At 30.5% G+C, this 23246-nt stretch carries 21 protein-coding genes and 3 tRNA genes; 12 read left to right on the forward strand and 12 right to left on the reverse strand.

Annotated features, from left to right (window positions below):
• Positions 1-82: 82 nt before the first annotated feature.
• The gene (locus tag GFU93_RS05195) at positions 83-1414 is read right to left on the reverse strand and encodes a hydroxymethylglutaryl-CoA reductase, degradative (RefSeq protein WP_160567798.1); all 1332 of its coding nucleotides are present in this window, start codon (positions 1412-1414) and stop codon (positions 83-85) included.
• A gap of 301 nt (positions 1415-1715) precedes the next feature.
• On the opposite strand from GFU93_RS05195, the gene GFU93_RS05200 reads away from it, so the two are divergent.
• Positions 1716-3887, forward strand: a complete 2172-nt coding sequence (locus GFU93_RS05200) for a helix-turn-helix domain-containing protein (RefSeq protein ID WP_160567800.1) — start codon at positions 1716-1718, stop codon at positions 3885-3887.
• Positions 3888-3914: 27 nt separating this feature from the next.
• On the opposite strand, the gene GFU93_RS05205 is transcribed toward GFU93_RS05200, so the two are convergent.
• The 6 genes from GFU93_RS05205 to GFU93_RS05230 all read right to left on the reverse strand — a co-directional run bounded on the left by GFU93_RS05205 (position 3915) and on the right by GFU93_RS05230 (position 7589).
• Positions 3915-4613: an OmpA family protein gene (locus GFU93_RS05205; RefSeq protein WP_160567802.1), complete on the reverse strand. Its 699-nt coding sequence runs from the start codon at positions 4611-4613 to the stop codon at positions 3915-3917.
• Between the two features lie 428 nt (positions 4614-5041).
• Complete coding sequence (locus GFU93_RS05210) at positions 5042-5809, reverse strand: phage Gp37/Gp68 family protein (protein ID WP_160567804.1); 768 nt, start codon at positions 5807-5809, stop codon at positions 5042-5044.
• Position 5810: 1 nt separating this feature from the next.
• Positions 5811-6905, reverse strand: coding sequence for a three-Cys-motif partner protein TcmP (gene tcmP, locus GFU93_RS05215; protein ID WP_160567805.1), 1095 nt, complete (start codon positions 6903-6905; stop codon positions 5811-5813).
• A 410-nt stretch (positions 6906-7315) separates the two neighbouring features.
• Positions 7316-7389 (reverse strand) — tRNA-Arg (locus GFU93_RS05220).
• A gap of 21 nt (positions 7390-7410) precedes the next feature.
• Positions 7411-7483, reverse strand: a tRNA-Pro gene (locus GFU93_RS05225).
• A gap of 21 nt (positions 7484-7504) precedes the next feature.
• Positions 7505-7589: transfer RNA gene (locus GFU93_RS05230), tRNA-Ser, on the reverse strand.
• 135 nt (positions 7590-7724) lie between these two features.
• On the opposite strand from GFU93_RS05230, the gene GFU93_RS05235 reads away from it, so the two are divergent.
• The 3 genes from GFU93_RS05235 to GFU93_RS05245 all read left to right on the forward strand — a co-directional run bounded on the left by GFU93_RS05235 (position 7725) and on the right by GFU93_RS05245 (position 10273).
• Complete coding sequence (locus GFU93_RS05235; RefSeq protein WP_160567807.1) at positions 7725-8648, forward strand: N-acetylmuramoyl-L-alanine amidase; 924 nt, start codon at positions 7725-7727, stop codon at positions 8646-8648.
• 29 nt (positions 8649-8677) lie between these two features.
• Positions 8678-9568 carry a GTPase Era gene (gene era / locus GFU93_RS05240; RefSeq protein ID WP_105296571.1) on the forward strand — a complete coding sequence of 297 codons (891 nt, stop codon included), beginning with the start codon at positions 8678-8680 and terminating at the stop codon, positions 9566-9568.
• Between the two features lie 132 nt (positions 9569-9700).
• Complete coding sequence (locus GFU93_RS05245) at positions 9701-10273, forward strand: DUF2892 domain-containing protein (protein WP_160542850.1); 573 nt, start codon at positions 9701-9703, stop codon at positions 10271-10273.
• Positions 10274-10425: 152 nt separating this feature from the next.
• Here the strand turns inward: GFU93_RS05245 and rho are convergent, their stop codons facing one another.
• The gene (gene rho, locus GFU93_RS05250) at positions 10426-12099 is read right to left on the reverse strand and encodes a transcription termination factor Rho (RefSeq protein ID WP_160567808.1); all 1674 of its coding nucleotides are present in this window, start codon (positions 12097-12099) and stop codon (positions 10426-10428) included.
• A 90-nt stretch (positions 12100-12189) separates the two neighbouring features.
• Between rho and GFU93_RS05255 the strand changes: the two genes are divergently transcribed.
• A complete protein-coding gene (locus GFU93_RS05255; RefSeq protein ID WP_160567810.1) occupies positions 12190-12678 on the forward strand; it encodes a DUF4293 family protein in 489 nt (162 codons plus the stop codon).
• 41 nt (positions 12679-12719) lie between these two features.
• Here the strand turns inward: GFU93_RS05255 and GFU93_RS05260 are convergent, their stop codons facing one another.
• The 4 genes from GFU93_RS05260 to GFU93_RS05275 all read right to left on the reverse strand — a co-directional run bounded on the left by GFU93_RS05260 (position 12720) and on the right by GFU93_RS05275 (position 16076).
• The gene (locus GFU93_RS05260; RefSeq protein WP_160567812.1) at positions 12720-13508 is read right to left on the reverse strand and encodes a hypothetical protein; all 789 of its coding nucleotides are present in this window, start codon (positions 13506-13508) and stop codon (positions 12720-12722) included.
• 12 nt (positions 13509-13520) lie between these two features.
• Positions 13521-14087 carry a crossover junction endodeoxyribonuclease RuvC gene (gene ruvC, locus GFU93_RS05265; protein WP_160542990.1) on the reverse strand — a complete coding sequence of 189 codons (567 nt, stop codon included), beginning with the start codon at positions 14085-14087 and terminating at the stop codon, positions 13521-13523.
• A gap of 17 nt (positions 14088-14104) precedes the next feature.
• Entirely contained in the window at positions 14105-15463 is a 1359-nt protein-coding gene (pyrF, locus tag GFU93_RS05270; protein ID WP_160567814.1) for an orotidine-5'-phosphate decarboxylase, read from the reverse strand.
• Between the two features lie 121 nt (positions 15464-15584).
• The gene (locus tag GFU93_RS05275) at positions 15585-16076 is read right to left on the reverse strand and encodes a hypothetical protein (protein WP_160542855.1); all 492 of its coding nucleotides are present in this window, start codon (positions 16074-16076) and stop codon (positions 15585-15587) included.
• A 121-nt stretch (positions 16077-16197) separates the two neighbouring features.
• Between GFU93_RS05275 and recJ the strand changes: the two genes are divergently transcribed.
• From recJ to GFU93_RS05310, 7 genes are all read left to right on the forward strand, one after another.
• Entirely contained in the window at positions 16198-17910 is a 1713-nt protein-coding gene (gene recJ / locus GFU93_RS05280; RefSeq protein WP_160567816.1) for a single-stranded-DNA-specific exonuclease RecJ, read from the forward strand.
• A gap of 9 nt (positions 17911-17919) precedes the next feature.
• Positions 17920-18495: a nicotinate (nicotinamide) nucleotide adenylyltransferase gene (gene nadD, locus GFU93_RS05285; RefSeq protein ID WP_160567818.1), complete on the forward strand. Its 576-nt coding sequence runs from the start codon at positions 17920-17922 to the stop codon at positions 18493-18495.
• 50 nt (positions 18496-18545) lie between these two features.
• Positions 18546-19175, forward strand: coding sequence for a 7-carboxy-7-deazaguanine synthase QueE (locus GFU93_RS05290; protein WP_160542858.1), 630 nt, complete (start codon positions 18546-18548; stop codon positions 19173-19175).
• 374 nt (positions 19176-19549) lie between these two features.
• Positions 19550-20188 carry a peroxiredoxin gene (locus GFU93_RS05295; protein WP_160542859.1) on the forward strand — a complete coding sequence of 213 codons (639 nt, stop codon included), beginning with the start codon at positions 19550-19552 and terminating at the stop codon, positions 20186-20188.
• 22 nt (positions 20189-20210) lie between these two features.
• A complete protein-coding gene (locus GFU93_RS05300) occupies positions 20211-20525 on the forward strand; it encodes a co-chaperone YbbN (protein ID WP_160567820.1) in 315 nt (104 codons plus the stop codon).
• On the forward strand, positions 20506-20763 hold the full coding sequence (locus GFU93_RS05305; protein WP_160567822.1) for a hypothetical protein: 258 nt from the start codon (positions 20506-20508) through the stop codon (positions 20761-20763). Before GFU93_RS05300 ends, GFU93_RS05305 begins: the two co-directional genes overlap by 20 nt.
• 154 nt (positions 20764-20917) lie before the next feature.
• On the forward strand, positions 20918-23092 hold the full coding sequence (locus tag GFU93_RS05310) for a SurA N-terminal domain-containing protein (protein ID WP_160567824.1): 2175 nt from the start codon (positions 20918-20920) through the stop codon (positions 23090-23092).
• The last annotated feature ends 154 nt before the right edge of the window (positions 23093-23246 follow it).

The raw sequence follows: 23246 nt of genomic DNA on the forward strand, positions 1-23246 counted from the left end.
TTTATTCAAGTACTTTTTTTATATATATAGGTAGATAGTACGCTTTACTATTAATACTTTTTAATGTATCTTTTATTTAACATTATTGTTCTGTACGGAGTCTTTCCAGTTCTGCAGCTACTAAATGATGTGATATTGTTTTTTCTTTAAATATATTGAGTATTTCCTTCTTTTCTTTTTCCGTTGCTCCTAATTGATTTATTATATTGGTAAGATGCATTTTCATATGTCCTTTTTGAATTCCTGTTGTAATTAATGATCGTATTGCAGCAAAATTTTGAGCCAGTCCAGCAACTGCTACAATTTGCATAAGTTTTTCTGCTGAGGGATTATTTAATATTTGTAAGGATGCTATCACTAATGGATGAAGCTTCGTTAAGCCTCCAACTATTCCTAAGGATATAGGCAGATCAAGCCAAAAACGAAATTGATCGTTTTTAATTTCACAATGAGTTAAACTGGTGTATTTTCCTTTATGTGAGGCAAAGGTATGTGCACATGCCTCAACTGCTCTAAAATCATTTCCTGTGGCTATTACTACTGAATCAACTCCATTCATAATTCCTTTATTGTGAGTAGCTGCTCTATAAGGTTCTACTTCTGCTATTTCAACTGCTTGTTTAAACTTCCAGGCAAATTCCTCCGGAGGCATTCCGCTGTCGTCCTTTAAGTCTTTTATTTTACAGCTTACTTCCGCTCTCGCCATACAATCGGGGGTATAATTGGAAAGTATAGACATAATAATCTGCAGGCTGTTCTTTTCTTCTTCATTAAATATATTGGATTTTTGAAATTCAGTTTTAAATGTTTTTGAAAATTGTTCAAGGCATGAATTTATAAAGTTTGCTCCCATACTATCTTGTGTATTAAAAGAACCTTTTATCTGATAGTAGTTTTCAAGCTCTTTGGATTTATCTATTAACTCTATATTCACAATTCCTCCTCCTCTCATCTGCATATTCTTAGTGAGATCCTTCGATTGTTTAATGAGTTCTTCTTTTAAATAGGTGTTAAACCATTGTAATAATTTACTCCCTTCTCCTTTATATATGAAGTGTATATGTCCTAATTTAGTGTTTCCTAAAAGTTTCGTTTTAAAACCTCCTTTATCTAACCAAAATTTAGCCGATTTGGAGGCAGCCGCTACTACTGAGCTTTCTTCTATAGCCATGGGCAAGGCATATATTTCATCATTTATTAAAAAATTGGGAGCTATCCCATAGGGAAGGTAAAAATTGCTTATAGTGTTTTCTGTAAATTCGTCATGTAGTTTTTGCAAATCATCGTTGTGATTCCAATACTGTTCTAATATATTTTTTAAATCTCCTGAACCTCCTCCGTATTGTTGGTTTAGCCAGTTAATTTTTTGTTCTTTATTTAGTTTAGAAAACCCTTCAATAATTTTACTTTTCATCTTATTACTTGATTAAGTCTTTAACAAAAGTAAAATTTATAATTATATATCGTAATTATTTACATTTATTGTTCATGACATTTTGTTTTTTTAATAGTATAGTTTAGTAACATTCTTAGATGAACAATCTTTTATATATAGTATAAGTAATCAAATTATATTTTTTTGAATATTTTTTTATACATTTTACTCTTTTTAAATTATTTTTTAATTTTAGAATTAAAATCCTCTATTTTGTTTACTTTTTTATATTTATTTTTTTAAACTTTTAGTATATATTTGTATTAAAACCTAAAAGTAAATGGAAAACCCATCCACTGCAGTCAATATTGAACAGAAATTAGCTTTTGATTTAGCCAACTATACTAACAAAAACATTTTTATAACCGGAAAGGCGGGTACGGGTAAAACCACTTTTTTAAAGGAATTGAAAAATTCTACTAGAAAAAACACTATTATCGTTGCTCCCACGGGAGTAGCAGCTATTAATGCGGGAGGGGTTACTATACATTCTTTATTCGGGTTTCCTCTTACAAGTTTTATTCCTGTTAATGACGGATGGATTGATCGGAATATTGCTATCACTAAATTAGAACTTCATCAACATTTTAGGTATAATAAAGATAAGAGAAAATTATTTTCGGAGGTTGAATTATTAATTATCGATGAAGTTTCCATGTTGCGTGCGGATATTCTTGATGCTATTAACTGGTCTTTGCAATACACAAGAAAAAATGCAGCTCCTTTTGGAGGTGTACAAATACTTATGATTGGAGACATGTATCAATTGCCTCCTGTAATAAAAGAGGAACAATGGAATCTTTTAAAGAATTATTATAAAAGCCTTTTTTTCTTTGATGCTTTAGTTTTGCAAAATAATCCTCCGGTATGTATTGAATTCAAAAAAGTATACAGGCAAGATGATCCTGTTTTTATAAATTTATTGAATGCTATTCGATACCAGGATTTTGATTCTATTGATTTTGAATTACTTCATGAAAGATATGATCCTGATTTTATTCCGAAGGAATCCGGTTATATAACTTTGACAACTCATAATTCTATTGCTACTTCCATTAATGAGAATGAATTAAGAAAACTCAATAAACCTATTAAGTTTTTTGAGGCTATTGTAGATGGTGTATTTCCTGAAACCTCATATCCCACTGATATGGAATTGGTATTAAAAGAGGGCACTCAAATCATGTTCATTCGAAATGACAGCTCCGGCAACAGAAGGTATTTTAACGGAAAAATCGGCATTATTGAAAAAATTGAGGATTTTGAAATTTATGTTCGATTTGAAAATCAAAAAGAATCCTTTTTATTGGAACATGAAGTTTGGAAAAATATAAAATATAGTGTTGATCCTGAAACGGGCAAGATTACGGAAGAAGTTTTGGGATCGTTTTCTCAATTTCCCATTCGACTTGCTTGGGCTGTAACCATCCATAAAAGTCAAGGGCTAACTTTTGATAAAGTTATTGTTGATGCAGGAAAATCTTTTGCTTCCGGCCAGGTTTATGTTGCCTTAAGCAGGTGCCGAACTTTAGATGGAATTATTTTAAAATCTGTTATAAGAAATCATAATATTATTCAAGATTCTAAGATAAATGAATTTCAAAATCAAATGTGGAATGTGCATGAGTTAGAAAATACTCTTAATGAAGAGAAATATAATTTTGGACTTGAAACTCTTTTTAAATCTTTATCGGTTCTTTCTTTAACTCATAGGATTCAGGATTGGCGCAAAATGACTATTGAAAAATCTATTCCTGAAAAACAACAGGTTTTGGATTTAATTACTTCTATTGATGAATGCTTACATTCTCTTTTGTTAATCAATCAAAAATTTCAACGAAATATTCTTTCTCGTTTTAATTCATCAACAATTATCAATAAAGAGGAAATATGGCGAACTATTGAAATTAGGGCTAAAGATGCTGTGGAATATTTTGCTGATGAGCTTTTTCTTAGAGTTTGGAAACCTTTGCAAACTCATTATCTTGATTATAAAAATAAATCAAGAATTTCTCAATATATAAAATTCATTTGTGAATTTGAAAATGATATCAAAATTAAAACAAAATATATACTTTCCACGAATCTTATTGATCAACGAATTACATATAAAGAATATGTTTTTACTTCTGATTCCGAAACTTTTTCAAAAGCCAATAAAAAAGAAGACACAGTTGATTTAACTTTACAGCTTTTGCAAGAAGGAAAAAATCTTACAGAGGTAGCCAAAGTTAGAAATTTGACAGTTTCTACCATTAGCAATCATGTAGCTAAATTGATTTCTAAAAATAAAGTATCTGTATATGATTTCATCTCTGAGGAAAAGTATGTTTTGATTGAAAAAAAATTAGCTGAGTTAAATACTAAAGAATTAAAACTTATTAAGGAGTCATTGGGAGATGACGTTTCTTACGACGAAATTAAATTTGTACGAAGTGACTTGGGGATATAAATAAACAATACTGTGAGTAATTGAATTCTATTTTTCAAGTACGCGTATATCTACTCTTCTGTTTTGTGCCTTACATTCAGGTGTATCATTAGCTTCACAAACCGGATGCTGTGATCCATATCCTTCAGATAATATTCTTTCTGTTTGTACCCCTGATTTGATTAATTCTTCTTGAACGATTTTTGCTCTATCTTCTGAAACTTTTTTATTAGTTTCTTCTGATCCGGTAGTATCTGTATAACCTCCAATTTTAACTTTAGCTTTAGGAAACGCTTTTAAAATTTGAGCTAAATTTTTTATTTGTTTTCCTGATTCTGTAGTTAAAGTGGTTTTACCTGTATCAAAATATACTCGATCTAATGTAATCCAGCCTTTGGTTTTATCCTCACTTACATTTAGAGTTGAATCTTTTAGAAAATTAAACAATTTGGCCTCGGTTGAATTGTTTCCTACTTCGAAAATTTCTTCTCCGTTCGGAAGTTTTATGGTAAATATATCCCCGGTTTCATATATAAAATTTCCTGTTGCAGGATCTAAAGTACCTTGAATGACTGTACCAATTTTATCTACTTCAACCGATTGTTCTTTTTCTAATTTTTCTTTTTCTGCCTGTTGTTTTATTAGCTCTTCTTTTTTATCTCTGTCACATTCACAACTTGCTATAGTACAAACAATTGTTAAAGCTCCTAAAAAGTTTAAAAGAGATTTATATAAATTTTTATTCATATTAATAATTTAATGTAAAAAAATTAACTCACAGTATTATTTATTAAGAAGGTAAATTTACATTAATCTTTTAATTAAGATTATCTAAGAAATGATTTTTTTTATTCAAGTTATTCTTAAATATTTTTAGACAACATATACTATTTAATTTAGCTTAAATTTAAGTAATTTGTTACTCTCAAATACATTTATAAAAAATACGATAAAGTATAGATGAATTTTTAAATTTTAAAAACTAAATTTGTTGTAAATTACATTGCATGTTTGAACAGATCTTTAATAATAGAGATAATATATTTCGTAAGTCTAATACTTATGGGGAATACATTCTGATTTCCAGTAATTAACCATAAATTACTCTTATTTCATTAAAAAAATTATTTTACCTTAAAAGTTTTAATCTTTAATATCAGAAATTCTGATAAATATTATATTAATTTATTTTTTAGTATATCAAAATCTTTAATTTCATATTCAGGCTCTTCATTCCACTCTTTTCCTAGTAAAATTCTACCATTAGCTTTTTTACTTCTTCTTATTCCATCTTCCCCCCAAGTACCCCATTGTTTAAAAAAGAAAGCAACATTTTGATTATCACATTGATTCTGAATATCTATAGCCCATATAGGCTTCATGGGTCTAGCTTTTACCCCACTTTCTCCTCCAACAATAACCCAATGAATTCCAGTCAAATCTAAATCTCCCATCGCCCCAATCAATGGTTCTATTGATAAAAATCTAATTTTTGCATCAATTTTTCTTAGAACATCTATTCTATGTTTAGTCTTAGCGTATTCAACTGTAACTCCAAGCCAAACATTATCAGGGACTTTTTTATCCTTAAAATATTCCTCTAATCTCTTTTCTCTTTTAGTTAGAATCTGATATTGATGTTGAGGCGTTTCGTCAATTACTTTAAAAACTTTATCCAAAAATTCTATGGTCATTTTTTCATGAAATAAATCACTCATAGAATTTACAAAAAATTTAGTGGGCTTTTTTATATTTTTGGGTACTTCCAGCCTTTCAGGCATTAATGTAAATTTAAAACCATCTTCATAACCTGGTGTTCCCATAGCTTGTAACCTTTTTGCCATTGCCTCAGCGTAGCAGAATTTACAACCTGCTGTTATTTTATTACATCCCGTTGAAGGATTCCAAGTGGCATCTGTCCATTCTATTTTTGACCGTTTCACTTTATTTTGTTTTGATTTCTATCGGTTTTTTTACTAATTTATGTATGCCATCACTAACAGTCTTAACCGGTTCAATTTTATTTTCTTTTACTAGTTTTCTTAATATTTCATTACAATGTTTAGGCAGACAGCCAAATTCTAAAGTTTTTAAATATATTCTATGTAATGATTTTTCTTTATTAACAAAAATTTCTTTTTTTATTTCTTTTTCTAATAATCCTAATTTTTTTATTGTATTATCTTCCTCAAACATTGAAAATTGTCCATCTATTATTTTTTCTTCGTCTATATTAAAATTAGCATCTCCAGTATTAGGATTAATCTTCCATGCGACCTTTAAAAATTTTTCAATGCCATATGAATGGTTAGAACCAAAAATTAATCCATAAATATTTTTTCCTTTTTTTATTGAAAAAGGAGCTAACATATAATCTGTGTCAATTAAAGATTTATAATATTCAAAAACTACCTTATGACAATGGAAAGGTTTAGATTTTTCAAATTCCTTCTTTGTAATTTTAATGTAATTTTGAAATTCATTTTGACCACTAAACCTATTAATAAATGATGATGAAATAAAAAATATAAAATCAGTTCTTTTAAAGCTTACTAATTTTTTAAATATATCTTCAGTAATTTCCTTAATCCCAAACTGGTCTAAAAACATTAATCTAGGCAATTCTTTATTTTTAATCATTTTTGGATATAATTCTAAAAATAAATCCTTAAACGATTTATTAAATATTCTAACCTTTATTTTTTCTTTATCATATTTAAAGTTACTAACATTTTTCTCTAAAATGTTATATCTTTTCTTATTCATATCATTTAGAATAACATTTATTTTGACAGATGTTTTAAGTACATTATCAGATCGATTCAATACATCTAAAATTATTAAAGGGCTCCCATAGTTATTATCACAATCCATTCCTTCACCCGAAAAAAAATCATATATAAAAATATTTTTCCAATAATTATTTTTTTCTGACGAAATGAATACAGGTAGCCATTCATTAAAATAATTGCGAAAGATTTCTAATTTTGCCTTAGTTCCATCATCAAAGGTTTCTGAAAAATGATTTTTATTAGACATATTTTATTAATATAAATGAGCCAGTTCAAATATACATATTTTGATTCATTTTTTATCTTGTGCACAAACTCATTTAATCTCCTTTTAGATTTACGTTGGAAAAACTTATAATTTTAGATTTCACTAATCTAAAAAGTTATCCAGTATAAGTTAATCATTTATTTTCATGATTATTTTTTTCTTAAAAAATATATCTCTTTTTAAGATAAAAAGCATGCCTATTAATTAAATAAACAAAGGAATTGGATTTTGGAGGAAATTAAAACAATTATTTCTTCTATTTTCTGACTATATAATAATAATTGAAAAGCAAAAAACAAAAAACAAACTAAAAAAAGAGAGTTTCATTAAGTACTTTGTAGAAAATAAAAAAGACTTTCAAAAAATTGAAAATCTTTATAACTATATTGTGATCGCGAAAGGATTCGAACCTTTGACCGTCTGCTTAGAAGGCAGATGCTCTATCCAGCTGAGCTACGCGACCTCCTTTCGGATTTTAATAATGTCGGGGTGACAGGACTCGAACCTGCGACCCTCTGGTCCCAAACCAGATGCGCTACCACCTGCGCTACACCCCGAATATACCTTGTGTGTTAATGCGGAGAGTGTGGGATTCGAACCCACGCGACAGTTTCCTGTCGACAGTTTAGCAAACTGCTCCGTTAACCACTCCGGCAACTCTCCAAATTTAGTCCGAATTCCAACTAATTTGGAGTGCAAAAGTAAGTGTAAGATTTTACTTATGCAAGTATTTTTTTAAAATTTTTGACTTATAATTATTTTACTGTTTTTTAACTTTGTTATTATATAATAAAATAAATGATACAAATAATAAAATTCAACATTTTGTGTTGTACACTCTTCTTCTTAGTAAGCTGTGGATCACAAAAAAAGATTATCGTTGATAGCAAGGTTATTAGAGATACTGTATATATAACCCATGCTAATCCTAAATATCACATCATAACCGAAGCCAACCTTCCGGAATATGTTATTTCTCAAAAAAATTTCCCTTCCGTTGCATTTAATGAAAGAATTAAATTTTTGGTTTTGCACTATACAGTTTCAGATTATCCAACCTCTGTTAAGATATTGGCTAAAAAAGGGCAAGTAAGCGCTCATTATTTAATCACAGACCAGCCGAACGATACCATTGATATCTTAGTTAGTGAGGACAAAAGAGCCTGGCATGCGGGAGTGAGCTCATGGAATGGAACAGAGAATTTAAATGATACCTCCATAGGTATTGAAATAGTAAATAAAGGATACACTAAAATAAAAGATTCATTAATATTTACTTATTTTCCAAAATATCAGATTAAGAAAGTTGCGACTTTATCCAAAAACATTATTAATCGTTACGAGATTGACCCTGTGAATGTTGTGGGGCACAGCGATATAGCCCCGTTAAGAAAACAAGATCCCGGGCCTATGTTTCCTTGGAAAGAGTTATATACTCAGTATGGAATTGGAGCTTGGTATGAGGAGTATGACAAAGAGTATTATTTGACTCAATATATTCCGGATACCTACCCTTACAGTTCTCCGTTGGAATTTCAGAAAGCACTTAAAAAATACGGTTATAAAATAGATTTAACCGGAGAATGGGACAAAAATACATTTCTAACTATCCGTGCATTTCAATGGCATTTCAGACCTGAAAAAGCTGATGGCAATGTAGATGCTGAAACTTGGGCTATTTTACAAGCCTTGAATAAAAAATATCGTTCCAATACTAAATAACTTTATAATTTTATCAAAAAATTAATTTCATGTCACACCACTCAGGATTTGTCAGCATTGTAGGAAAACCCAATGTAGGAAAATCCACTTTGATAAATCAATTAATAGGAGAAAAGCTATCCATTGTAACTCCAAAAGTACAAACTACTCGTCATCGAGTATATGGAATTTGGAACGATGAAAATACACAAATTATATTTTCCGATACCCCCGGAATCATACAAAATCCTGCTTATGAGTTGCAGGAAAAAATGAATGATTTTGTAAAAGAGTCTTTTGAAGATGCTGATTTGATTTTATTTATCACAGAATTTGGCGAAGAAAAAAATCCTTCTGAATTTTTAGTTAAAAAATTAAATTCGGTAAAAATACCTGTTATTGTATTACTAAATAAAGTTGATAAAGCTAAAGATGCTTCAACTATATCAGAAAGCGTTGCATTTTGGCATAACCAATTACCAAATGCAGAAATTCTTCCTATATCTGCCTTACATTCTCTCAATACCGAATTAATTCTTCCAAAAATTAAAAGTTTATTGCCGGAAATGCCTCCTTATTATGATAAAGAACAATTTACCACCTTATCGGAACGTTTTTTTGTGAACGAGACCGTTCGAGAAAAAATATTGCTCAATTATCAAAAAGAGATTCCTTATTCTGTAGAAGTCGTTACCGAAAGCTTTAAAGAAGAAGATCATATTATCCGTATTGAATCGACTATTTATGTAGAAAGAAATACACAAAAAGGCATTCTTATCGGTCATAAAGGACAAAAAATTCAAAAGGTAGGGACAGAAGCTCGGCTAGACTTAGAAAAATTTTTTAATAAAAAGATTTTCCTCAACCTTTATGTCAAAGTAAAAAAAGATTGGAGATCCAATGATCGGGATTTAAAAAATTTCGGATATACAAATAAATAAGATTAAATAACTGGTTTATAGGTTAACTTATTTTTTTTGTGCTATTTTCACTAAAAGTACTTTTCACATTCTTATTAATCCTTATTTTTTCAACACTTATTGTTACCTTTGTCGAAATTTGAAGACTTTACCATGAATAAATATATAAAACTTGTTATTGCAGCCCTCATAATCGGATTGGGCATTTATTTGATGTTTAATCGTCAAATAGGATTAGGAATTCTATTGGTTATTCTTTCTGCCGTGCCTATTTTATTATTTTTCAGAAATGAATATATTTTATTGGCTTTTTGGAAACTGAGAAAACAAGATCTTGTAGGTGCTCGTTCCTGGTTGGATAAAATTACTAATGTGAAAAGTCAATTAGTAAGAAAACAATACGGATATTATAACTATCTTATGGGGATTACTGAGGCTCAAGGCAATGCTGCTAAGGCCGAATCGTATATGAAAACAGCTTTGGATTACGGTTTAAGTTTTAAACACGATCGCGCATTGGCTACACTAAATTTGGCGGCAGGAGCTATGATGAGAGGTAATAAAAATGAGGCAGAACGTTTTTTAACTGAAGCTAAAAAATTAGATACTTCCAACATGTTGGGAGATCAAATTAAAATGATGAAAGAACAAATGAAAAGAGTAAATGTTTCGAGAAGCAATATGATCAACCCTCAAATGAGAAGTCGTTCCAAATTCATGAAATAATTAATTTTAGCTTATATTTGTATCACACATTTCATTTAAAAAAACTTTTTCAAATTTCAAATATAAATATCCTAGTTTTAGATTTTTATCAATAAAAAAGGCTGTTAATTTAACAGCCTTTTTATCTATACTATATATTTTTATTATCTATTTTATTGATTCATCGTTAATAAGAATTCTTCATTGGAAAGAGATCGGTCTAATCTCATTTTTAAGAACTCCATAGCTTCCAATGGATTCATATCTGCCAAATGATTCCTTAATATCCACATTCTTTGTTGAGAAACCGGGTCTAATAATAAATCGTCACGACGTGTTGAAGACGAAACCAAATCAATAGCCGGATAAATACGTTTATTGGCAATTTTTCGATCCAGTTGAAGCTCCATATTACCGGTACCTTTAAATTCCTCAAAAATTACCTCATCCATTTTAGATCCGGTATCTATTAATGCCGTTGCAATAATGGTAAGAGAACCTCCTCCTTCAATATTTCTTGCTGCTCCAAAGAAACGTTTAGGTTTATGAAGTGCATTGGCATCTACCCCTCCGGAAAGTACTTTACCGGATGCCGGAGAAACCGTATTATAAGCACGAGCCAAACGGGTAATGGAATCTAACAATATTACTACATCGTGTCCACATTCCACCATTCTTTGTGCTTTAGACAGAACAATATTAGCAACTTTTACATGTTTTTCAGCTGATTCATCAAAAGTTGAAGCAATTACTTCTCCTTTGACGCTTCTTTGCATGTCGGTTACCTCTTCCGGACGCTCGTCAATCAATAATACAATCATGTAAACTTCCGGATGATTTATGGAAATTACATTGGCAATATCTTTCAGTAAAATTGTTTTACCTGTTTTAGGCTGAGCAACGATCATCCCTCTTTGTCCTTTTCCAATAGGTGAGAATAAATCTACCACACGAGTTGACAAAGTAGCTCCTTTACCTGCTAATTTAAATTTTTCTTCAGGAAATAAGGGAGTTAAATGCTCGAATGATACTCGATCTCTAACAAATAAAGGATCTCTTCCGTTTATTTCGATAATCTTAACTAAAGGGAAAAATTTTTCACCTTCTTTCGGTGGACGAACTTCTCCGGTAACAGTATCTCCGGTCTTAAGTCCGAAAAGCTTAATTTGGGAAGGAGATACATATACATCATCGGGAGATGAAAGGTAATTAAAGTCAGAAGAACGTAAAAAACCATATCCGTCCTGAGTGATCTCTAAAACTCCTTCTGTTTTTATAATACCCTCAAATTCATAATCGGAGGAACGATATTTATTACCATTGGTATGTGGTCTATTAGCATATTCCTTAGTATTGTTTTTCTTCGGGCTTTGATAATTGGTTTTAGGCTCTTCATCAAAAAGCTTTTTATCATCCTTAGAAACTGTAGTTTTTTGAAAATGAGTGCTGTCTGCACTTTTTCTTAATATAACTTGCGGCTTTCTGTAAACCGGAATATCAATTTTAAAATCTTCATCATTTTCCGAACCTTCTTTTTGAACGTCATCATCTATTAGTGAATCATCATCTTGGGAACTTTTATTTTCAACCACTTCCTCTTTAGAAAATAAAATATCTCTCTGCTGTTGTTTAGCAGGTATTCTTTTTCTTTGTCTTTTTTCCGTTATTATAGGCTCTTCATCGGTGGGTTTTTCCGACTCATTGTGGTGTGTTTGTTTGTTTTGATGAGCTAAAATTAATTCAATTAATTCTGATTTTTTTAATCCTGAACTTTTAATTTTTAATTCATTAGCAATAGACTGCAAATCAGCCACTTTCATTGCTTTAAGCTTTTGTTCCTCAAACATAAGTTATGTTTAGTATGATTTTAAAATTACTCGAAAATTACGTAAAATATTGATTTTGATTATTTTATAAAAGAATAAAGTGGTAACTTTATGAAAAATAATGCACTAATCTTTAGTAGATTATTCAGCAATATTACAAAATATTTTATTAAAACGCTAATTTTTTATACATTTGCTGTTCAAAAAAGCGAAATTTTGATCCAAAGAATTCAAAGTATTTATCTATCATTAGCCGGTATACTGGGATTTGCTGTCGGTTATATAACCGATTTCATTCCTAATGATTTAACAGATATGTTCCTTTTGTTCCTCATCGGATTGTTAGCTTTTATTTCCCTATTCTGCTTTAAAAGCAGAAATGTTCAAAGAAAAATTAATTATATAAATATAATTATAAACGTATTGTTGATCGGTTTTATGGTTTATGATTTGCTAAATTCATCTGGAGGAAGTACTATACTTCCTGAGAAAGGTGTTGAGCTACTCGTCCCGGTCCTGCTGATTATTCTGCTTGCCATGGCAAATAAGTACATCAATAAGGATGAAAAGCTCATAAAATCTGTAGACAGATTCCGTTAAAACTCATAACAACTTTTAATGAGTGCAAGAGTCGTTTTATTTTATAAAACGACTCTTATTTTTTGCAACCATATAATAATTATGGGTAAGGCAGAACAAGCTTCCATCCAAAAACGGGTGTAAAAAAATTGATGTGTTTTTCCCATAAATACTACCATACCCATACTGATTATACACACCACTTCCCATGCTGTCACATAGATTAAATCGCCTTGCTTATAAAAAGTCAAAGCAAAAACTAGTGCAGATAGAAATAAACATATACAAGCAATACCTTTGCTTTTTCGTATTCCTAAATAGTTGGGTATTGTACAAATAACATCTTTTTTCATGTCGCAAATATCAAAAGGCAGAGTTATACCTATGATAAAAGTATACAGAATTAAAAATTCTGAGAGAGTATTACGATTACCCGTATTTCCTATATATAGAATCGCATAGGCCCATGCAAATGATATAATAAAAATTTTTAATAAAGGAATGTTTCTAAATGGAATCTTTATAAAGTCCGAATTATACATGATTACAATACTTCCAATAAATGCAATATGAAAAAATTGTAGTAAATCTTTTTCCTTACATACTATAAAAGCCACAAGTATTAAACTGATGATTGAAATATGAAAAGAAAGTTTTTTTAAGATATTTCGCGACCAAGTATTTTGAAAGCAAATAAAATTATAAGCAGCTAAGGCAGAAAAAAAAATTATTGCAATTCTGTTGTAATTTACGGAGTGGTTTAAACTTCCAAAAAATAGACATAATAAAGAAATCATGAAAGAAACCCACAATTGAGTATTGATTAAAAACCTTTCAATCGATTTTTTCATTTCACGGCCCTATCAACTGCCCACTCTTTTTGGATTATTTTTTACAAAGGAATCCCACCCCGAATATGATTTTGAAGTATTTGCCGATGAGGGAGTTCTACTGTTTAAAAAGTGGCATACTGCCAGAGCCAGTCCATCGGAAGCATCCAAATATTGAGTAGGAAAATCTTTTAAATTCAATAAAGTTTTTAACATTCCTGCAACTTGTTCTTTGGATGCATTACCGTTTCCTGTTATTGACATTTTAACTTTTTTAGGAAAATATTCTGTAATAGGAATTTCTCTTAGTAAGCCGGCAGCCATAGCCACACCTTGCGCTCTGCCTAATTTTAACATAGACTGCACATTTTTAGCGTAAAAGGGTTCTTCAATTGCCAATTCATCCGGATGATAGGTATCAATCAGCGACAAGGTTTTATCAAATATTTTTTTAAGCTTTAATGCATGAGATTCAACCTTTTTAAGAATTAGCTCATCAATGCACAACAGCTTCATTTTATTACCCACTACACTAATAATCCCAAATCCCATAACATTCGTTCCGGGATCGATTCCTATTATAATTCTTTCCGTCAAAATTTTTAAATAATGTAATCTTAACAATTCTTTAAATATGCTTTCCAGCCTTCTTCTTTATATTTCTTGGCAGCTTCTTCCGGATTCTTAGCTCCATAAATGCCTCTGCCGACAATAATAAAATCTGTATGATAGTCGGAGAATACTTTTTCAGGAGTATTGAATTGCTGACCTTTGGAGTCTCCTGATTCTGTTAAATTTACCCCCGGAGTGAATAACAATAAAGCAGAAGGTAATTTGGATTGGGCAACACATCCTATTACATTGGAAACTTTACTTGAAATTTCGATCGCTTTTGACTTATAGTTTTCATCTGTTAAAGTTCCTTTTGACGACATTTCTGCAATAGTTACTACTCCGGTTTTTTCACCAAATACTTGTAAGCTTTCTTCTCCGGCTATAACATGAGAAGTTATTAAATCTGCCCATTCTGAGATTTTATAAATTCCTCCGGTAAACTGCATATGTTGTGTATTACCAATATCTCCAAATTTTCTGTCCTCGAATAATAAAAAGTTTTTAGCTGCTGCAATCTCTTTCAATTCGTGTATAAAATTTTCAGTAAAGTCTGAAATTATATCTGAATGCAATTTAACAGCTACAATGGAATCTCCTATTTGATGCGCTAATTTTAAAATTTCTGCAGATTTATGGGTATCTAAGGAAGCTATCAAATTGGTTTTTTTTGATAATGCAATTTCGATCAGCTTCTTAGAAACAGAATGATTCTGTAATTCTAATTTTTCCTCATAGGTTAATCGAGGAGCACTTAATTGTACCGTTGGTTTTTCTTTAAGAAAGTCTTTGATTTTAACAACCTGTGATTGATTTAAAAATTCATGATTGTACAGAATATCAATTACATTTTCAATACTGAATAAAGTGTGAACATGATATCCTTTGCTTTCCAATAATTCTTTACCCCCTTGTTGCCTATCTAATACTACAACAATATCTTTTACTTTTAGTCCTTCTTTTTCTACCTCTTCTATCGTTTCAAGCAAACTTTTCCCACTTGTTATTACATCTTCCACGAGTACGCAACGTTGTCCTTCTTTAAAGATCCCTTCCAACATTTTTTTCGTCCCGTAATTTTTACTCTCTTTTCTTTTTATAATTAATGGCACTTTAGATTCTAAAGACATCGCCGTAGCCATAGGTAAAGCCGCATAGGGAACACCGCAAATAAGTTCGTGCCTACAATCTTTTAGCATAGCCAATAAAAGTTGTGACAATTCGCTTAGTAATTCCGGACTGGAGGCTAATGGTCGTAAATCAACGTAAAAAGGAGAAAGAATCCCACTTTTTAAAGTGAATTCACCAAATTTTATTATTCCCAGTTCATAAGATTTGAGTAAAAATTTTTCTTTGTTAATCATCTTTCTTTTGATTTAAGCAAAGGTAATAAATTAATAAATTTAAGTGTTTGTAAAAAACTAAGAGAAATTAAATTCCTTAACTATTTAACACTTTGGTAACAATAATAAAATTTATCCATATTTATCTTTTATTTGATGATGAATCCTTTAACTCAAACCCTCTTTTGTTGGCAAATGATTTTTGGGCTTCTACAATTTTACCGTCAATTTCATTTAATTTAACTTCATTTACATCCATGTCTTCTAATGCTTTTTCAAATTGATCTTTTGTTAATTTTTCTTTTGAAGTAAATCCTTTTATCGATGTAATCATATTATGGATATACTCTTCACATAAGTTTTTTAAATCTTCCCCATCTTTGGGTACTTCATAGCCGTTAATTTTGTTAATCAATTTTTCCAATTCTTCAGAAGCAACTTTTCCTTTTTTAGTGACGGAAACAAAGTCACCGGTATCAGGGTGCTGTTCAACCATAGCATAAAAGGTGGTATATTCCCTGTCTGCTCTATTTAAATTTTCCATTAAATTGTCATTAAATTTTCCGGGTCCCGGATTACAAGAGTATAAGCTAAACAGCCATACATAAAAGAATAAAATTCTTAATTTTTCCATTATATTTTATTTTTAATCAAATATATAAAAACATTCAATCTTTTTTTAGCCAATCTTCTATAATTATAAAAGATAAAATCAAAGTACTCATATTTACTAAAATTATATACATTTGTAAACTATGCGAAATCGTTGGTTAATTTTACCTCAACCTGATCCAAATAAAGCCCAAAAACTAGCTGAAGAACTGGGATTCCCTGTGGAAATTACCAGCCTTCTTTTAAAACGAGGTGTTTCTACATTTGATGAAACTAAAACTTTTTTTAAACCTTCGCTTGATCAACTTCATGACCCTTTTCTTCTAAAGGACATGAACATTGCTGTAGAAAGAATCGAAAAGGCCATAAATACTAATGAAAAAATACTTATTTATGGAGATTACGATGTGGATGGTACTACTTCTGTGGCAATGATGTATCTTTTTCTTAATTCTTTTTATAAGCATATCGATTATTATATACCGGATAGATATGAAGAAGGATATGGCATCTCCTATCAGGGCATCGATTTTGCCGCTGCTAATGGTTTTTCTTTAATAATTGCATTAGATTGCGGAATTAAAGAAAAAGATAAGATTTCTTATGCAAAAGATAAAAACATTGATTTTATCGTATGCGATCATCATTTGCCGGATGAAGTTCTTCCGGAAGCGGTTGCTATTTTAGATCCGCAAAGATCAGATTGCAAGTATCCCTATAAATTTTTAAGCGGATGTGGAGTTGGCTTTAAGCTTATTCAAGCTTTATCCTCTCAAAAACAAATTCCACAGGAAGATATATTTCCCTACTTAGACTTAGTAGCTATCAGTATCGCTGCCGATATTGTACCGATAACCGGTGAAAATCGAATTTTAGCTGCATTTGGTTTGAAACAATTGTTGGAAAAACCCAGAGTAGGTTTAAAGGTTTTTTTACCCAAAGAAACTCGTGAAGCTTTTTCAATTAATAATATTGTATTTGGAATAGCTCCTAAAATAAATGCTGCAGGAAGAATCAGCCATGCAAGCAATGCTGTAAAGCTACTTATTACAACTAATGACATTGAAGCTCGAAAGATCTATACTCAAATTAATGAGCTTAATAACGAACGTCGAGAGCTTGATGCCAATATCACTTCCGAAGCCATTCAAGAAATTATAAAAACAGGTCAAACCAGTACTTATTCCACTATTGTTTTTAATCGCAAATGGCACAAAGGGGTCATTGGAATTGTAGCTTCCCGATTAATTGAAGAATATTACAGGCCTACTTTAGTCTTTACAGAAGGAAAAAATAAAGACCTGGTTGCTTCTGCTCGAAGTGTTACCGGTTTTGATATTTATAAAACTTTGGAAAAAACCTCTGAGTATTTGGAACAATTTGGAGGTCATATGTATGCTGCAGGGCTCTCGATAAAAAAAGAGAATTTTTTACCCTTTAAAGAAAAATTTGAATCTGTTGTTAAAGAAACGATTAAGGAAAGTCAAAGAACGCCTACTATTGAAATAGACGAAGAAATATCTCTATCCGTAATAAATAAACGTTTTTTCAAACTTATCAGTTATTTTGCTCCATTTGGTCCGGCTAATTTGCGTCCTGTATTTTTAGCCAAAAATGTACATTTTGGAGGCGATTATACGCTTATGGGTAAAGATCGTTCCCATTTAAAAATTATTGTTTTCCAAGATTCCATTAAAAATTCATTTGAAGCTATCGCCTTTAAAATGGGGCATCTTTTGCCTAAATTTGAAAAATATCCTTTTGATATGGTTTTCACTTTATATGAAAATTATTGGCAAGGCAAAACTTTTTATCAACTTCAAATTAAAGATGTTAAATTTTATGAGGATTTGTAACTTTGTTGAATGAAAGTTGGTTTATTTTTCGGATCATTTAATCCTATTCATATAGGACATTTAATCATTGCTAATTATATCATTGAAAATTCAGGCCTTACTCAAATCTGGTTTGTTGTAACTCCGCAAAACCCTTTCAAAAATAAATCTACTCTGTTAAAAGATCATCACAGATTGGAAATGGTAAACCTCGCCATTGAAAAATACCCTCATTTTAGATCTTCTTCAGTTGAATTTGCTTTACCCAAACCTTCCTATACCATTGATACGTTGGTTGTACTAAAAGAAAAATATCCATCCTATGATTTTGTTTTACTAATGGGAGAAGATAATTTGAATTCATTTCATAAATGGAAAAATTATGATCAAATTTTAAAATATCATTCATTATTTGTTTATCCTCGAATTAACAGTATTCAGAAGGAACAAACTATGGACCATCCACATATTCATAAAATTTCCGCTCCCATCATTGAAATTTCTTCTACCTTAATACGCTCCATGATTAAAGAACATAAAAATGTTCGTCCCATGCTTCCTCCGGAAGTATTCAATTATATTGATGGCAGCAATCTTTATAAATAATTACTTTTTTGTAATTTTGCAAGTTGTTTTTGCTAAAAAATTATAAGTAAATGGAAGATAGTATAACTATGGATTTAGAATCCGGTCTATCATTACCTATTATGGAGCATTTTTACACCATTCAAGGGGAAGGTAGATATACCGGTACGGCTGCATACTTTATAAGAATAGGCGGTTGTGATGTAGGATGTCATTGGTGTGATGTAAAAGAAAGTTGGAATCCTTCTATTCATCCGGTTAGTTCTGTAGATAAAATTGCCGAAACGGCTGCTTCCCAATCGAAAACCATTGTTTTAACCGGAGGAGAACCTTTAATGTGGAATTTAGAGCCCTTAACGTCCAGACTAAAAAATTTGGGTTGCCGAATACATATCGAAACTTCGGGAGCTTATCCTCTATCGGGACATATTGATTGGATCTGTCTGTCTCCTAAAAAAACAGCCCTTCCTCTCGAAAGTGTGTACGCAAAAGCAAATGAATTAAAAGTAATTGTTTATAATAATCATGACTTTATTTTTGCGGAAGAACAGGCTTCTAAAGTAAATGATAATGCCATTTTATATTTACAACCTGAGTGGAGTAATAGGAATAAAGTTACTCCAAAAATCATTGATTATGTGATGAAAAACCCTAAATGGCAAGTTTCTTTACAAACTCATAAATATTTAAACATTCCCTAATAACAGCTGTTGATAAAGTCTAATCATATATAATTAAAAAACCCTTCTGCACTTCATTTTTTATTTTTTAATGCCTTTAATCTTTATTAGAATTAGCAGAATCATGTCTTTTATAACCGATTACTATCAGATTTCAATATCTTTTAATTAATTCATCCTTTTGTGTTTATATCATTTAATAGGATAAATTATTTTTTTTTACTATCTTAATAAAAAATCCGGGAAGTTATCGCGAAATTTTTTTATGTATATAGTTTTTTTTTATTCTTCAATAAAAAAGAATTATGCTTACACAACGTAGGGACTTTGTTTTATTGACTAATTTTGAAATGTAAAAAATGAAATAATATTTTGATAAACAAAACAATAAAATTATGTCAATAGTAGGTAAAAAATTTCCAAACATTTCAATAGATGCCATGGATCACATGGGGGATGATTTAAAGATCAATATTTTTGAGGAGGCAACTAAAAAAAATAAAAAGGTTTTATTATTTTGGTATCCTAAAGATTTTACTTTCGTTTGTCCTACCGAACTTCATGCTTTTCAACAAGCACTACCTGAATTTGAAAAAAGAAATACTATAGTTATAGGGGCTTCATGTGATACTAACGAAGTACATTTTGCCTGGTTAAATACACCTAAAGACAATGGCGGTATAGAAGGGGTTACTTATCCAATCTTAGCAGATACAACACGTAATCTTTCTAATATTTTAGGAATTTTAGATATTGAATCTTCCGAATATGATGAAGATTATGAAACTGTGATATTGAAAGGATCCAATGTTGCATACAGAGCAACCTTTTTAATCGATGAAGAGGGAAAAGTTTTCCATGAAAGTATTAATGACATGCCATTAGGAAGAAATGTTCAAGAATATTTACGCCTTATAGATGCCTATACTCATGTTCAAAAATTTGGTGAAGTATGTCCGGCTAACTGGGAAGAAGGAAAAGATGCGATGAATGCCAATCGTAAAGGAGTATCGGATTATTTATCTTCTCATTAATTATAATTTAAAATACAAAAAAATGGTACAAGAATTACAAGAAGATAATTTAAGTGAAATTATCAAAGAATCTCCGATTGTTCTCGTTCAGTATGCTGCTTCATGGTGTGGAAACTGTAAAATTATGAAGCCGAAATTTAAAAAAATTGGCGAAGAAAACAGCACCATTCCTTTTTTAATTATCGATGCGGAAAAATTTCCTGAATCCAGAAAATTAGCAAATGTGACCAACTTGCCGACTTTTGCTTCTTTTAAAGACGGAAAGCTGGTTAATCAAATACAAACAAATAAAATAGAACCTTTACAAGAATTAGTAAATGAAGTTACCCATAATTAAACATTTAACTCAATTCATTGAAAATAATGATGAAGATTATATCAATGAAACAATTGAAACCTTAGAGAACTTAACGGAAGCTCCGGGTTTGAAAGATGAAGAATTAGATGTTTTAGGAGAAGTGCTTTCTAATATGTACGGAGCTATTGAAGTTAATAAGCTGATAAAAGAGGGTATGGATGAAAAAAATGCTTTAAATTCATTTATGAAACGTGTCCTCGGGTCAATAGATAAATAGTCTATACTTTTAAATTTAATTTTTAAAAGCCTTGCAAGATTTTTCTTGCGAGGTTTTTTTTATTTTTAAAAATGACTATTAAGGTAAATATTATTTTCATATTTCATGTCGAAACCGTAATTTCGTAAATTAAAATAAATTAAATTACGAATAAATGGCTATTCTTGGACAAATAAGAAAAAGAAACGGGTTATTAATAGGTTTTGTTGCTGTAGCATTATTATTATTTTTATTAGGTGGAATTGATTGGAGCAGAATTGGCAAGAAAGATCCGAATGTTTTGGGAAAAGTAAACAAAGAAGCGATCTCTCGCCAGGAATATTATAGTCAACTTAGTCTTCTTTCTTCTCAGTACCAAGGGCAATATCCTGAAAATTTACTTGAGGGACAAGTTTGGAATTCGTTAATTGAACAAAAATTAATTGAGCAAAAATTTAATGCCTCCGGATTAATTTTAACTGATAAAATGATTTGGAATATGGCCAAATCATCTCCTTTATTTAACAATCCTCAATTCAAAGATAAAAGCGGAAATATTAATACCAAATTGATTCAGGATGAATTCCAAAAAATGGAAGAAAGCCAAAATGCTTCTCCGCAATACAGAGAATATTTCCAAACTATGATGACTTTAAAAAAGAATTTTGGTTATCAAGCAATGGGTAAACAATATTTAGGGACTTATGGTTCCGGAATGTTAACCAATAACAAGGAAATTGAACTTTTAGCACAAAATCAATCCAATATTGCAGATATTGAATACGTTAAAATCGATTATAATACATATCAGAAATCAAACCCTGTTAAGGTCACAGATGAAGATTTAAAAGCTTATATTGAAAAACATAAATCTTTATTTAAAATTGATGAAAACAGAACGCTAGATTTTGTATATTTCTCTGCAAAACCTACTCCTTCCGATGAAAATAACACATTACATTCGTTAAATGCCTTATTGTCTCAATCCATTATTGAAGGGGATACCATTCAAGCATTTGGTTCTGTTAAAAATGATTCACTATATATCAGCGAGTTAAATACCGCACAAATTGCAGATAAACCTTTTATCTCTCAATACAGAAGCGAAAAGCAATTACCTCAAAACATACAAAATTGGGTAAAAAATGCTTCTATCGGACAAATTTCTAATGCTTATAAAGATAATGGTTACTATGTATTATCTAAATTAATAGCTAAAAAAAATACGGATTCGGTAACTGCTAAAAATATATTAATAAGTTACACCGGAGCTCAGCAAATACAGCCTAAAACTGCCAGAAACAAGGATCAGGCAAAAAAACAAGCGGATGAATTAGCGGCAAAATTAAATGCTAATCCTAGTGATTTTGCAAAATTAGCTTCTCAATATTCAGACGATCCGACGGCTTCCTCCAATAATGGTGAAATGAAGTTAACAACAGCTCAAGATTTTCCTGCTCCTTATAAAAAATTACAACGTTTTTTAGAAACTTCTCCTACAAATAAAGCAGAAGTTATTGAAACTCCACAGGGATATTTGGTATTAATGATATCTCAAAGGAAACCGGATGAAATTGTTTATAAATTAGCAGATCTTGCGAAAGAAATTAAACCTTCTGAGGAAACTATCGAAACTGCCCGTAAACATTCAACCAATTTCATACAATCCATTCAAGGAAAGTCATCTAGAGAATTTATTGATTTCGCTAAAAAATCTAACTATAAACCTCAACAACAACGAGGCATAGTACGTTTTGGTTCTATGTTGAACGGATTACACACAGATAAAGATTCTGATATTATTGCTTGGGCGTTTGATTCTAAAAGAAAACTTGGTGATACTGAAGTATTCACTACCGGTGACCAAAGTTATATTGTAGCCAGAGTTTCATCTTTATTTAGTAAAGGGTTGGTAGATCCTTCTTTAGTTAGAGATGAAATTGAAATTGAGGTAAGGAATGAAAAGCTGGGTAAGATAATTGCTGAAAAAGTAAATTCAGGAAACAAATCACTTGACAACTTAGCAACTGAATTTAAAACTATAAAAAGCAATGCTTCAATAAGTTTTGACAATCCATCAGTGAACGGAGAATTTGAGCCTAAGGTGGGTGGTGCTGCATTTGGGTTAAAACAAGGAGTTACCTCGAAAGCTATTGAAGGAAAAAGCGGAGTTTATGTAATTGTAACTAAATCGATTACTAAAGGACAAGTTGGAGACAAAAAACAGCTTAAAACCTCTTTAATGAGTCAATATGCTCAACAAATGCCTTCTTTACTTTTAAGATCATTAGTTCAAGAGTCAGATATTACCGATTATAGAGGTATCTTGTTAAATCAACAACAAAAATAATTTAGACAATAAATATTAAAAAAAGCATACTTATAATTAAGTATGCTTTTTTGTTTTTAGTGATACTATTTTCAAACAATTTTAGAGCTACTTATTTTAGTAATTTAAATAAAAAAACCTCTCTTATCGAAATAAAAGAGGCTTCTTATAAAAA

The organism is Apibacter sp. B3546 (assembly GCF_009827885.1).
In the GTDB taxonomy this organism is placed as follows: Bacteria; Bacteroidota; Bacteroidia; order Flavobacteriales; family Weeksellaceae; genus Apibacter.